Here is a 13,403-nt window from a genome sequence, read left to right as displayed (position 1 = left end):
TTACACTTTCGGCTGCGCGCCGCGGGTGGCGCCGCATCGAGGGCCGGCCGTGCGCCGGCTCCCGGCTCCGGGTGAATCCCACGCCTCCTGCACACCACCTTCGGGGTCTCGTGAGAACAGCCGCAACCGTCATCGCCGCCGCGGGCCTGCTCGCGGCCGTGCCGCTGGCCGCCCAGAACGACGCGCAGAACGAGCGCGTCCACGTGGTGCGCCCCGGCGAGACGCTGTGGGACATCGCGCGCAACTACCTGAACGACCCGTTCCTGTGGCCGGAAATCTTCCGCCTCAACACGAACGTCGTGCAGGACCCGGCCCGCATCTATCCGTCGGAGCGCCTGGTGCTTCCCGACGGCGTGCCGGCCGCCGCGACGGAAACGGTGTTCAACGGCGGGCTTCCGCGCGAGCGCGGCCCCAGCGTGCAGTTCGGCGAGCGCGTCCCGCGCCCCGAGGTGCTGCCGGGCGACTTCTACCGCGTGGGCTTCATTGCCCGGCGCGGCGAGGTGGTGCCGGTGGGCCGGCTGACGGAGCCGGAGGCGCACTCCGCGCTGGACCTGCGCATGCCGCCGCAGATCAACCAGTACGACCGCGTGTTCGTGCAGGTGGACGAGTCGGTGCGCGAGGGCGACCGGCTGCGCTTTCTGCGTCCCGGGCGCGAAATGCGCGGCGTGGGACGCATCTACCGCCCCACCGGCGTGGGCACCGTGGCCGCCGTGGACAGCGGCGTGGCGACCGTCGTAGTCGTGGGCCTGTACGCCCCGATGGAGCCCAACGACGTGGCCGTGCCCTGGGAGCGCTTTCCGCTGGAGCCCAACGCGCGCAGCCAGGCCGGCGAGCCGGACCTGGAGGGCCGCGTGATCGCGTTCGACGAGGAAGGCCGCGTCCTGCAGCGCACCGAGTCCATTCTGTTCCTGAACGTGGGGCGCGACTCGGGCGTGGCGGTGGGCGACGTGTTCGAGGCGTACGAGCCGCGGCACCGGTCGCGGCTGGGCATTCGCCCCGAAGTGTACGTGGCGCGCATGCAGGTGGTGCGCGTCACCGGAGGGAGCGCGTCGGTGCGGGTGACGGAGCTGGGCCAGCCCAGCATCACTACCGGGCTGGCGGTGCGGCGCGTAGCGCGGATGCGGTGACGCGCACCGCCAGCGTGCCCCGGCCGGGTGGTGCCCGCGGCGCCCTTCCCTGTGGAAGGGCGCCTCTGCTTGCGGAGGGATGGGAATGAGCATGACCCTGGGGCTGCACTCGCTGGCCCTGGTGCTGTACGCCGTCACCGCGGCGCTGCTGGGGTGGTCGCTGGCCCGCGCGGCGCAGCGGGCGCCGTTGGCCGCGGGCGCCGCGCTGGCCGCCGGCGTGGGGGCGCACGCCGCCGCGCTGGGATCGTACTGGACGTCGTTCCGGGAGCCGCCCCTGGTGGGGCTGGCGCCCTCGCTGAGCACCCTGGCGCTGCTGATTGCGCTGGGGTCGCTTCTGCTTGCGGTCATCGGCCGCAGCGGGCCGCTGGGGCTGGTGCTGGTGCCCGTGGCGGCGCTGCTCACCGCCATCGCCCAGATCGCCGGGCTGCGGCCCACCGGTCCGGAGCTGGCGTACCGCGGGCCGTGGTTCATTCTGCACGTGACGCTGGCGTTCGCGGGGTACGCGGGGCTGACGATCGCCTTCGCGGCGGGGCTCATGTACCTGCTGCAGTTCCGCCAGCTCAAGGACAAGCGGTTCGGCGCGGTGTTCCGCTTCTTTCCCCCCCTGGACACGCTGGACCGCATCGGCGTGCGCGCCCTGCTCACCGGGCTGCCCTGCCTGACGGCGGCGCTGCTGCTGGGGTGGGCGTGGTCGCAGCGCTTCGGCCCGGCCATGCACGCGGGAAACCCCAAAGTCGTCTGGGGGGTAGTCACGTGGCTGGCCTTTGTGGCGGCGCTCCTGGCGCGCGCCGGGAACGCCACGCACGCCCGGCGCGGCGCCATGACCACCGTGGTGGGCTTCGCCGTGGTGGTGGCGGCGTACGTGGTGCTGCGCGCCGCCGAGGCCGCCGGCTCGGGCTTTCTGTGAGCGCGCGCTATCCCGTGCTGCTGGATGTGGCGCGGCTGCGGGTCCTGGTGGTGGGCGGTGGAGCCGTGGGGGCGCGCAAGGTGGCGGGGCTGGTGGAGGCGGGCGGGCGGCCGGACGTCGTTTCTCCGGAAGCCACGGCGGAGCTGGCGGATCTGGTGGCGCGGGAGGGCCTGGTCTGGCACCGGCGCCCCTGGTCGGCCGAAACGGACGCGGCGGGGTACCACCTGGTGTTCGCCGCCACGGACTCGGTGGATGTCAACGCGGCCGTGGCGGATGCGGCGCGGTCCGCGGGGGCCATGGTGAGCCGCGCGGACCAGGGCGACGCGGGCGAGGTGCAGGTTCCGTCCACGCTGCGGGAGGGCGACGTCGTCGTCGCGCTCTCGACGGGCGGGGCGTCGCCGCTGCTGGCGCGGCGCATCCGCGAGCGGCTGGCCGAAACGGTCGTCACCCCCGGACTGGGGCGCGCGGTGCGCCGCCTGTCGCAGGTGCGGGCCGAAATCCAGGCGCGCTGGGCCGGGGATGATGCCCGGCGGCGGGCCTTCTGGTTTGATCTCATCACGCCCGGCTTTCTGGACCACGCGGTCCGCGGCCGGGACGACGAAGTGGAGCGGGCCATCTCACGATGCCTGTCGCAGTCGTAGGAGTCAGTCACCACACGGCGCCCATCGAGCTCCGGGAGCGGTTCGCCTTTGGGCGCACCGAGCTTCCGCGCGCGCTCGTGGGGCTGGCGGAAGAGGCCGCGGGCGAGGCCGTCATCCTCAGCACCTGCAACCGTACAGAAGTATACCTGGCCACCCCCGAGGGATCGCAGGGGGTGGAGCTTGCGCGCGACCTGCTTTCCGCGCGGGTGGGGATGGCGTCCGCCGGGGCCGCGCCGTACCTGTACGTGCACCGCGACCGGCCGGCGGTGGAGCACCTGTTCCGCGTGTCGTCCGGGCTGGACAGCATGATCCTGGGCGAGCCGCAGATCCAGGGGCAGGTCAAGGAGGCGTATTCCGTCGCGCGCGAGGTGGCGGGGGCCGAGGGGCCGGTCGTCGGACCCGCCCTCCATCGCATGTTCCAGACGGCGTTTTCCATCGGCGGGCGGGTGCGCAGCGAGACGGCGCTGGGCGTGGGCGCGGCCTCCGTCCCCAGCGCCGCGGTGGACCTGGCCAAGAAGATCTTCGGCGCGCTCAAGGGGCGAAAGGCGCTCATTCTGGGCGCGGGGGAAATGAGCGAGCTGACGCTGGAACTGCTTCGTTCGGAGGGCGTGCGGACCGCCATCGTCGCCAACCGCACCTTTGAGCGGGCGCGCGAGCTGGCGGAGCGGTGCGGCGGCGAGGCGATCCAGTGGGACGACTTCGGCGCGGCGCTGCCCTCGGTGGACATCGTCATCTGCGGAACCTCCGCGCCGCACCCCGTGCTCACGCGCGAACGGCTGCGCGCGGCGCTCCCGGCCGGGCCGCAGCGCCCGCTGTGCATCATCGACATCGCCATTCCGCGCGACGTGGAGCCGGGCGTGGGCAACGAGCCCAACGTCTTTCTCTACAACGTGGATGACCTGCGGCAGATCGTGGACGACAACCTGGGCCGCCGCCGCGCGGAGCTCCCCGTGGCGGGGAGCATCGTGGCGGAGGGGGTCGAAGACTTCTGGCAGTGGTACAACAGCCTCGCCGTCGTCCCCACCATCCGCGCGCTGCGCGACCGGGGCGAGGCGCTGCGCCGCGCCGAGGTGGAGCGGGCGATGCGGCAGCTGGCGCACCTGAGCGCCGAGGACCAGGCCGCCATCGACGCGCTCACCCGCGCCGTGGTCAACAAGGTGCTGCACGCCCCCACGGTCAACCTGCGCAGCGCCGCGGGCAACGGCCGCGGGACGGGCGTGCTGGACACCGCGCGCTACCTGTTTGAACTGGACGCCGAGCCCCGCGGGGACGGCCAGTGACCTCCTCTCATCCGGATTTCATCACCTGATGCAGCAGCACAGCGGAAGCGAGTTCGGGTCGGCGTGGCAGATGATTGTCCACGGCACCCCTTCCACCAAGATCGTCATGGCGGTGCTCGCCATCCTGTCGCTGGTCTCGTGGACGCTGATCGTGCGCAAGTCGCTGCAGTTCCGCCGCCTGCACAGCGAGGCGGACCAGTTTCTGGACCGCATCGAGAGCGCGGGCTCGCTGGACGAGGCGTACTCGTGGGTGCGCGGCATGGGCGATTCTCCCTTCACGCGGCTGTTCAAGCGCGGCGCCGCCTTCTTTGGCGAGCTGCGGCCCGGCGCTGCGCGGGCCGGCTCCGAGGTGCGCGGCCTGTCTCCCGCGCAGCTGGAAGTCCTCCGCATCGTCCTCGAAAAGGAAGAGGGCGAGGAGCGCGACGAGCTGGCGAGCGGCCTCAACTGGCTGGCCATCATCGCCAGCGTGGCGCCGCTGCTGGGGCTTCTCGGTACGGTGCTGGGGGTGATGAACTCCTTTCTGGCCGTCGCCGGCGCGGGGAGCAGCAGCATCACCGTCGTGGCGCCCGGCGTGGCGGAAGCACTCGTCGCCACGGCGGGCGGCCTGGTGGTCGCCATCCCCGCGGCGATGGCGTACAACTACCTGTTGGGCCGGCTGAACCGCTTCAGCGCGGAGCTGGAGGGAATCAGCAGCGAGCTGATCGGTGCGCTAGCCCGCGAAGGGCGCATCTGATGCCGCGCCGCCGCGACCGCAAGGAGCTGGGATACAGCGCGGAGATCAACGTCACCTCGCTGGTGGACGTGGTCCTCACGCTGCTCGTGATCTTCATGATCACCGCGCCCATGATGCAGGGCGGGGTGGAGGTGAAGGTACCGCGCGCGCAGACGCAGTCCGTGCCGTCCAGCGAGGGATTGATCGTCACGGTGGACAGGGCCGGGCAGGTGTACATCGGCGAGGCGGCGGTGCGGATGGAGGAGTTCGCGGTGCAGTTTCCCGCCATCGTCAAGGAGCGCGGCGCCAGCAGCGTCTATCTGAAGGCGGACGAGGCGGTGCCGTACGGCCGCGTGGTGCAGGTGCTGGGGATGATGAAGGCGTCGGACGTGGCGACCGTCGGCCTGGTCGCCGAAGAAGAGACGGGGAACTGACGATGCGCCGCGGCACGGGAGGCGGAACGGGAGGGCCGGTGCTGGCCTCCGTGGCGCTGCACGCCATCGCCGGGCTGGCGATGACGCTGGCTGCGGCCGGCGCCTCCCCGCCGTCGCTGCCGAAGACGAAGGTCTACGCGGTGGACATCGTTTCCCCGCCGCCCAACGTCCTGGGCGAGCCCATGTCGGAGCCGCCGGCCAACCAGGACGCGGGCCCGCCCGCCGCCGCCGCTCCGGCCCCCGCCGCGGCGGAACCGGAGCCGGAACCGCCCGCGCCGGAGCCGGAACCCGCGCCTCCCGCGCCCAAGCCGGCGCCGCCGGTAACGCGCACGCCGGAGAAGGCGCCGGAACCCAGGCCCGCCCCCGAGCGTACACCGCAGCGACCCGCACCCACACCGCCGCGTCCGACGCCGTCCACGCCGCCGCGCACCACGCCCGCGACGCCGCCCCGGACCACGCCGCCGGCGGCGCGCCCGTCCACGCCCGCCACGCGTCCCGCGACGGGTGGAGCCGCGGGTGGCGCGACGACGCCTGCGCGTCCGGCGACCGGCGCGGGCGGCGCGTCCACCCGGCCGGGGACCGGCACCGCGGCCAACACCACGCGGGGCGACGGAACTCGCACGGGCCCGGCGACCGGCCGCAATCCGGACGCCAACTCGCCCGGCGGCGAGGGATTGACCGTCCGCTCCGCGGGCGCGCGCTGCCCGTCGCCGGGCTACTGCGAGAACATCGTGCGTCAGGTGCGCCGCTTCTTTCGCGCGCCGGAAGGGGCGGAGGGCGGCAGCGGCAACGTGTGCTTCCGCATTCTGCGCGACGGCACCACGGCGGCCATCAGCACCGAGCGGGTGCGGGGCGGGGCCGCGTTCCGGCTGGCGCTGATGGAAGCCGCCGAGCAGGCCGGAACACGCCGCGCGTTCGGTGCGCTCCCCAGCGCCTTCGGGGCGGAAGAGCTTCCGGTGTGCGTCGACATTTCCCCGAGCATCGCGCAATGATTTCGCGTTTTCGATCGCTGTTCTCCCTCGCCCTCTGCGGCGCGGGCGTGCTGATGGCCGCCGCGCCCGCCGCCGCGCAGGACTCCGTCGTCGTCCAGCTTCGCACGACGTACGAGACGTCGCGGCAGCCGGGCTTCGTCGTTCTCCCCTTTGGCGGGACGGGGGGCGAGGCGCTGCGGACCATCGTGCAGCGCGACCTTACGTTCAGCGACCGCTTCGAGATCCGCGAGGCCACCGGCGTGCGCGCGGCGGATTCCGTGAACCTGGCGCTGTGGAGCGAGCGCGGGGCCGACTGGGTGCTGCGCGGCAGCGTGGCTCCCCGCGCGGGCGGATTGACGCTGACCATGACGCTGTACGACGCCGTCTACGGCCAGCCCAAGGGGACAGGCTCGTTCCCCATCCCGGCGGCGGACGCGCGGGGATTCCGCATGGCGGCCCACGCCGCGGCCGACCAGGTCGTCCGCTGGGCCACGGGCGAGCCGGGGATGGCCGCCTCGCGCATCGCGTTCGTGACGCAGGGCCGGGGGAGCAAGGAAATCTACGCGGTGGACAGCGACGGCGAGAACCTGACGCGCATCACCAGCGACGGTTCCATCGCGCTCTCGCCCGCGTGGGCGCCGGACGGTGGACGACTCGCGTACACCAGCTTTCGCGGCGGCGCGCCCATGCTGTACGAGCGCAACCTGTCCACCGGCGCGGACCGCGTCCTTTCCGACCGGGCGGGGATCAACATCACCCCGTCGTACTCGCCGGATGGGCGGACGGTGGCATTCGCCACGACGGTGTCGGGAAACACGGAGATCGCCACGATCAGCGGCGCGGGCGGCGGGCTGCAGCAGCAGACGCGCGGCCGCGGCTACGACAACCTGTCGCCCACGTGGGCGCCGGACGGGGGGCGCTTCGCATTCGTGAGCGACCGCTTGGGTGAGCCGCAGATCTACGTGATGGAGCCCGGCGGCCAGCCGCGGCTGATCAGCGACTACGCGTACGGGCAGCGCGGCTACAGCACCTCGCCGGACTGGTCGCCCGCGGGCCCCGTGATCGCCTATCACACGCGGGTGAACGGGCGGATGCAGATCGCCGCCGTGAGCGCGGACGGCGGCCGCCCGCGCATGCTGACCACCAGTGGCAGCAACGAGGACCCCAGCTGGGCCCCGGACGGGCGGCACCTGGTGTACGCGGCCGGCAACGGCCTCATCATCCTGGACACCGCGACGGGCAAGACGCGCACGCTGGTGCCCGGCGGCGGCTTCGGCCTCCCCGACTGGTCCCCCGCGCTCCAGCGCCTCAGCCGCTGAGGTCGCACTTTCGTACTCTCGTACTTTCGTACTTCGGTCCGTCGCACTGACGCACCCCGCACTAACGCACTCACGCACTTGCCCTACGCACCAGTTTTCCGTGGAGACCGGATGAACGTTCGCAACGCCATGGTCCTTGCCCTCGTCCCCGTGCTGGCGCTGGGCGCCTGCAAGAAGAAGCCGGCGGTGAGCCCCGAGCCGGACACGACCGCCGGCTCCGGCGTGGATGACGCCGCCGCGCGGGCCGACAGCATCCGCCTGGCCGGCGAGCGCGACCGCCAGGCCGCCGCGGACCGGGCCGAGCGGGACCGCGTGGAACGCGAGCGGATGGCGCGCGAAACAGCGGGCGCCCGCGAGGCACTCACGGAAATCGTCTTCTTCGAGTACGACAGCAACGAGATCACCGAGCGCGCGGCCGGCATCCTGCGTTTGAAGGCGGCCGTCCTCCAGGCCAACCCGGGACTGCGGCTGCGCATCGAGGGCCACGCCGACCAGCGCGGCAGCACGGAGTACAACCTGGCCCTGGGCCAGCGCCGCGCGGAGGCCGTGCGCGAGTGGCTGGCCAACTACGGCATTGACGCGGACCGCTTCGTTCCGGTGAGCATGGGCAAGGAGCGCCCGCTGGTGGAGGGCGACGGGGAAGATGCCTACGCCCGCAACCGCCGCGCGGAGTTCGCCATCGCGGGCGGCGAAGTGCGCGTGGTGCCGACGGAGCTGCGGTGAGGCGCGCGGGATTCGCCGCGCTGCTGGCCCTCCTTCCCGCCGCGGCGGGGTGCGTGGCCACCAAGCAGGACATCCGCGACCTGCAACTGGGGATGGCCGCCAACCAGGCGCGCCAGGACAGCATGGTGGACGCGCTGATCCAGCGCACGGAAGCGATGCTGGACTCGCTGAGCGACCAGAACATCCGTCTGCGCGGCGACCTGGCCAACCGGCTGCTGGCCATCGACCGCCAGCTGGTGCAGATCCAGGAGTTGAGCGGGCAGAACCAGGCGCAGCTGGGCCAGCTTCGCACGCAGATCGATCGCGCGGCCGAGGAAGCGCGCCGCCAGCAGGCCGCGGCGGCGCAGGCGGCGTCCACGGGCGGCAACGCCTCCGCGGACGACGACGCGGCCGATCCGCAGGCGCTGTACGACGCCGCGCTCGCCGCCATGCGCCGCGGCTCGGTATCCACGGCGCGCACGGGGTTCGAGGAGTTTCTGCGCGCCAACCCGGAGCACCGGCTGGCCGCGGAGGCGCAGTACAACATCGGGCAGACGTACGAGACGGGGAACGACCGGGGCGCGGCCATCACCGCGTACGGCCGCGTGCTGGAGCTGTATCCCACCTCGCCCCGCGCCTCCGCCGCGCTGCTGCGGATGGGGCGGCTGGAACTGGCTCGCGGAAACCGCTCGGAGGCGCGGCTGCGCTTCAACGCGGTCATCGCCCGCTACCCGCGCAGCGCCGAGGCCACCGAGGCCCGCACGGAGCTGCAGCGGCTGGGGACGCGGTGAACCGCCCGACGGGTTCGGGGTCCTAGGCCGTGCGCTGCCCCTTCTGCCACCACACGGACGACCGCGTCGTGGACTCGCGCAGCGTGCGGGAGGGGCGCGCCGTGCGCAGGCGGCGGGAATGCCTGCGCTGCGAGCGCCGCTTCACCACGTACGAGTACATCGAAGAACGCCCGCTGCAGATCACCAAGCGCGACGGCGAGCGCGAGCCGTTCGACCGGCGCAAGCTGCTGCTGAGCATTCAGATCGCCACGGCCAAGCGCCCGGTGAGCCCCACCGAGATCGAACGGGTGGTGGAGGAGATCGAGCGCGACCTGGACCGGCGGGAAAGCGGTGAGGCGGAAAGCCGCGAAATCGGCGAGATGGTGATGGAGCGCCTGAAGCGGCGCGACCACATCGCCTACGTGCGCTTTGCCTCCGTGTACCGCAACTTCCAGGATCCGGAAGAGTTCCTGATGGAGTTCCGCGACCTGCGCGACCGGCAGACGCAGCGCGAGATCAGGCGCCACCAGCCGGAACTGGAGCTGGGGCTGCCGGAGGGCGAAGAAGACGGAGACGGGCGGGACTGACCGGGAACCATGCGGGCGCGGAGGAGCCGCGCCCGTTTCTCTGTTTCATAGCGCGGGGTTCAGGATGGCGAAGGTGAACGTGCCCAGGCCGGCGGAGATGCCGTTTCTCGACCACCTCGAGGAGCTGCGCTGGCGGGTGCTGTGGAGTCTGCTGGCCGTGATCGTGTGCTCCATCGGGGGGTACCTGCTGGTGCAGCACATGCGCGTCATGCAGCTGCTCATCGAACCCATCCAGCCGTTTCTGAACGGGGGCAAGCTCAAGTACCTGAGCCCCACCGACCCCTTCTTCCTGACGCTGAAGCTGGCGCTGGCCACGGGGCTGGTGCTGGCGTCTCCCATCGTCATCTACCAGATCTGGTCCTTTCTGGCCCCGGCGCTCATGCCGTCCGAAAGGCGGGTCATCGTGCCCTCTCTGTATCTGGGCGTGGTGCTGTTCATCGTGGGCGTGGTGATGGCGTACGAGCTGGTGCTGCCCATGACGCTGCGCTTCACCATGAACTTTCAAACGGACTTTCTGGAGCAGAACATCGTCGTGGGGCCGTACATGTCCATGGTGATGCGGCTGCTGCTGGGGTTCGGCATCGTCTTCGAACTCCCGGTGGTCATTCTGATCCTGTCGGCCATGGGGCTGGTGACGCCGCAGTTTCTGGCTTCCAAGCGGCGCCACGCCATCGTGGGGATCACCGCGCTGGCCTCGGTGCTGACCCCCGGCGACGTCATCACGGTGACGGTGATGATGATGCTGCCGCTGATTCTGCTGTACGAGCTCAGCATCTTCCTGTCACGGCTGGTGGTGCGGCGCCGCGAGAACCTGGCCGCCGCGCCGGCCGATTGAAGGAGCAGGTGGTTTCGATGATACGCATCAGGGTCCCCCGGCTGTTCCGCGCGCCGGTTCTCGCTTCGCTCTGCCTGGCGCTGCTGGCCGTGGCGGCCGCCGCGCCAACCGCAGCCGCGCAGCGCATTCCGCCTCCCCGCGGCGGCCGGGCAGAAACGCCGCGCCCCGGCCTGCGCCCCGCGCCCGACTCCGCCTCGCGCGACACCACCCCGCGGCGCGAGGTGGTGCAGGACTCGCTCATCGACGAGCTGCTGCGGCTGGAGGGGTACGTTCCCGTGGAGTACCAGGGCGACAGCGCCTCGTTCAGCAACGCCGACCGCACGCTGCGGCTGCGCGGCAACCCCGTGGTCACCCGCGAGGGAACGCGGCTGCAGGCGGCGGACAGCATCGTGTACCGCGAGCGCAGCGACTTCGTGGAGGTGTACGGGCGGCCGCAGGTGACGGGAGAAGGGCAGGACATCAAGGGAGACGTCCTCTTTTACGACCTGAACGCGCGGCGCACCAGCGTGCGCGGGGCGCAGACCGCCATCAACGAGAGCGGCGCCACCTGGTTCGTGCGGGGCAACGTGACCGCGGAGGATGAGGGAACGCGGGTGTACGCCACCGGCAGCACCTTCACCTCCGACGACCGCGAGGACCCGGCCTACTACTTCAAGGCCGACCGCATCAAGGTGATCCGCAACCGCATCCTGGTGGGGCGGCCGGCGTACCTGTACTTCCGCAACGTTCCCGTCTTCGTCCTGCCGTTCATCGTCAAGGACCTGGCCCAGGGTCGCGCCAGCGGCGTGCTGATTCCGCGCTTTGACGTCAACGACATCGTGCGCACGGACGCCCGCGGCGACAACCAGCGCGGCACGGGGCGGCAGGTATCCAACATCGGCTACTACTGGGCGATCAACGACTACATGGGCGCCAGCCTGGCGTACGAGTGGCGGAGCCAGTCGTGGCAGGCGGTCACCGGCGGCTACGAGTTCAACTGGCGGCGCCGCTTTCTGCGGGGCAACGTCTCGTTCCAGCAGTTCTGGCGGGAGACGGGAACGGACCAGAACATCAACGGCCTCGGCTCGTGGCTGCCGGATGAGCGGACGACGCTGAACGCCTCGGCCAACTACACCTCCAACACCCGGTTCGAGCGCAACCGCAGCATCGACCCGGCGCGGCAGACCAGCGACATCAGCAGCACCTTCGCCCTGAGCCGGCGCATGGACTGGGGGCAGCTGGCCACCGGCGGCGAGCTGCGGCAGTCCATCGCCACGGGCGACAAGACGTTCCGCAGCACCTTCAACATCAGCCCGCAGACCATTACCCTGTTCCCCGCGGGGGAGGGCGGCGCGCGGTGGTACAACGACGGCGCGCTGACGCTGGGAACGGACCTGCAGTACGACCAGTCGGTGCGGGACGAGGGCTTCGCGCGGCGGCTGGCGGACGAGTGGAACGCGGGCGCCAGCCTTACCAGCAGCATCCGCTTCGGCAGCGTGGGTGTGGGCGGCGGAATCCGCTACGCCAGCCAGAACCGCGACCCGCTCCTGCCCATCGACAGCACGGCGCTGTCGCCGGACGTGAACACGACGGCGCTGGGCTACGTGCCCGGACAGGCGCGGCAGACGCTGGACGTGAACGCGTCGACGTCCTACGAGTTCCGGCTGATGGGGAACACGCGGCTCAGCCCCAGCATCAGCGTGAGCCAGAACTTCCTGAGCCGCAGCGACACGGCTTCCGGGCTGCCGCGGCCCGGCTCCAGCACGCCGCGGCCCAACCCGTTCGAGCAGGCGGCGCTGGGCAGCTTCGTGGGGGCGGCGCCGCGGGTGAACTTCGGCGCGGCGCTGCAGACGGAGCTGTTCGGCTTCTTCCCCGGCGTGGCGGGCTATTCGGCCATCCGGCACCACATCCGGCCGGGCGCCAGCTACGTGTACTCGCCGGCGGTGCGGCAGACGGCGCGGCAGGAGGCGGTGTTCGGCGCGCAGGGCGGCGCGGAGCAGAACCAGATCTCCTTCAACCTGGACCAGACGTTCGAGGCCAAGGTGCGGCGCCCCGTCCGTTCCGCCCGTGACGAGGAGATCGCCCGCGCCGGGCGCGGCAACGCGCAGAACACCAACGACCTGAACCCCGGGCTGGCCGAAGCGGCCGCGCCGGGGGATTCCACCGCGGCGGTGGACTCGGCGGGCGGGCCGTCCAGCGGCGGCGACGCGCCGGACCAGGACCGCAAGATCACGCTGCTGGCCATCAACACCGGTGCGGTGGCGTACAGCTTCGTCCCCACCGACATCTACGGGCGGCGCTTTCAGACCGATGACCTGAGCAACACGCTGCGCTCGGACCTGTTCGGCGGGTTCCAGGTGTCGCTCAGCCACGACCTGTTCCGCGAGCGCGTGGTGCAGGACGACGGCGCGTTGACGCCGCGGTCGGAGCGCGGGACGTTTGCCCCGTTCCTCACCAGCCTGCAGACCTCGGTGAGCTTCGGGGCCAACTCGGCGCTGTTCCGGTGGATGGGCTTTGCGCGGGCCAGCGAGGACGACCGGGCGGCGGAGCGCGGGCGCACGCCTGCGGGGCAGGGGCAGGCGCCCATCGACCCGCCCGGGGCGCAGACCAGCACCGGGCGCGAGGTGGTGACGGGGACAGGGGGCAGCAATACGCCGTGGAACGCGCAGGTGGCGTACTCGCTGCGCCGCCGCCGGGCGGACCCGCTGCAGCAGATTCCGCAGGTGGAGACGGACGACAGCCAGCAGCTTTCGGGGTCGGTGTCGTTCTATCCCACGCGCAACTGGGCGGTCAGCTGGCGTACGGACTATTCGATCACGCGCAGCGAGTTCGGCACGCACGTGCTGAACCTGAAGCGCGACCTGTACCGGTGGCAGGCCAACTTCGACTTCATCCGCACGCCTACGGGGAACACGTCGTTCTCCTTTTCCGTGCACCTGATCGACCTGCCGGACCTGAAGACGGATTACCGCCGCCAGAACCTGGGTACGGACCGCGCGACCACCGCCGGAACGGTGCAGCAGTAATCCCTTCCGGTGCGGAAGACCAACGGGCGTCCCTTTCCGGGGACGCCCGTTTGCCGTTCAGGCGGGACACCCGCCCCGCGGCGCGGAACCTGGCCGGCGACGGCAAGTACATG

13 protein-coding genes are annotated in these 13,403 nt (G+C 71.7%); all 13 read left to right on the top strand.

Going from position 1 to position 13,403, the window contains the following annotated elements; all coding sequences use genetic code 11:
• The first annotated feature begins 110 nt into the window (after positions 1-110).
• A complete protein-coding gene (locus HNQ61_RS00700; protein ID WP_170030705.1) occupies positions 111-1,127 on the top strand; it encodes a LysM peptidoglycan-binding domain-containing protein in 1,017 nt (338 codons plus the stop codon).
• Positions 1,128-1,212: 85 nt separating this feature from the next.
• Entirely contained in the window at positions 1,213-2,034 is an 822-nt protein-coding gene (gene ccsA, locus HNQ61_RS00695) for a cytochrome c biogenesis protein CcsA (protein ID WP_170030703.1), read from the top strand.
• Positions 2,031-2,675: an NAD(P)-dependent oxidoreductase gene (locus HNQ61_RS00690; protein ID WP_170030693.1), complete on the top strand. Its 645-nt coding sequence runs from the start codon at positions 2,031-2,033 to the stop codon at positions 2,673-2,675. Before ccsA ends, HNQ61_RS00690 begins: the two co-directional genes overlap by 4 nt.
• Complete coding sequence (gene hemA / locus HNQ61_RS00685) at positions 2,657-3,955, top strand: glutamyl-tRNA reductase (RefSeq protein WP_170030691.1); 1,299 nt, start codon at positions 2,657-2,659, stop codon at positions 3,953-3,955. The genes HNQ61_RS00690 and hemA overlap by 19 nt, the downstream gene beginning before the upstream one ends.
• Before the next feature lie 28 nt (positions 3,956-3,983).
• Positions 3,984-4,688, top strand: coding sequence for a MotA/TolQ/ExbB proton channel family protein (locus HNQ61_RS00680; protein ID WP_170030689.1), 705 nt, complete (start codon positions 3,984-3,986; stop codon positions 4,686-4,688).
• A complete protein-coding gene (locus HNQ61_RS00675) occupies positions 4,688-5,101 on the top strand; it encodes a biopolymer transporter ExbD (protein ID WP_170030686.1) in 414 nt (137 codons plus the stop codon). The genes HNQ61_RS00680 and HNQ61_RS00675 overlap by 1 nt, the downstream gene beginning before the upstream one ends.
• Positions 5,102-5,103: 2 nt before the next feature.
• A complete protein-coding gene (locus tag HNQ61_RS00670; RefSeq protein WP_170030684.1) occupies positions 5,104-6,093 on the top strand; it encodes an energy transducer TonB in 990 nt (329 codons plus the stop codon).
• Positions 6,090-7,391 carry a PD40 domain-containing protein gene (locus HNQ61_RS00665; RefSeq protein ID WP_170030682.1) on the top strand — a complete coding sequence of 434 codons (1,302 nt, stop codon included), beginning with the start codon at positions 6,090-6,092 and terminating at the stop codon, positions 7,389-7,391. The genes HNQ61_RS00670 and HNQ61_RS00665 overlap by 4 nt, the downstream gene beginning before the upstream one ends.
• Before the next feature lie 111 nt (positions 7,392-7,502).
• Positions 7,503-8,114, top strand: a complete 612-nt coding sequence (locus HNQ61_RS00660) for an OmpA family protein (RefSeq protein WP_170030680.1) — start codon at positions 7,503-7,505, stop codon at positions 8,112-8,114.
• The gene (ybgF, locus tag HNQ61_RS29070; protein WP_170030678.1) at positions 8,111-8,884 is read left to right on the top strand and encodes a tol-pal system protein YbgF; all 774 of its coding nucleotides are present in this window, start codon (positions 8,111-8,113) and stop codon (positions 8,882-8,884) included. Before HNQ61_RS00660 ends, ybgF begins: the two co-directional genes overlap by 4 nt.
• Before the next feature lie 29 nt (positions 8,885-8,913).
• Positions 8,914-9,450, top strand: a complete 537-nt coding sequence (gene nrdR / locus HNQ61_RS00650) for a transcriptional regulator NrdR (protein ID WP_170030676.1) — start codon at positions 8,914-8,916, stop codon at positions 9,448-9,450.
• Positions 9,451-9,514: 64 nt separating this feature from the next.
• Positions 9,515-10,285 (top strand): twin-arginine translocase subunit TatC, encoded by a 771-nt coding sequence (gene tatC, locus HNQ61_RS00645; protein ID WP_170030674.1) that lies wholly within the window; start codon positions 9,515-9,517, stop codon positions 10,283-10,285.
• A 17-nt stretch (positions 10,286-10,302) separates the two neighbouring features.
• Entirely contained in the window at positions 10,303-13,290 is a 2,988-nt protein-coding gene (locus HNQ61_RS00640) for a putative LPS assembly protein LptD (RefSeq protein WP_170030672.1), read from the top strand.
• Positions 13,291-13,403: the final 113 nt, after the last annotated feature.

This window comes from Longimicrobium terrae, from assembly GCF_014202995.1.
In the GTDB taxonomy this organism is placed as follows: Bacteria; Gemmatimonadota; Gemmatimonadetes; order Longimicrobiales; family Longimicrobiaceae; genus Longimicrobium; species Longimicrobium terrae.
This window is presented reverse-complemented; position numbering and strand designations above follow the sequence as displayed.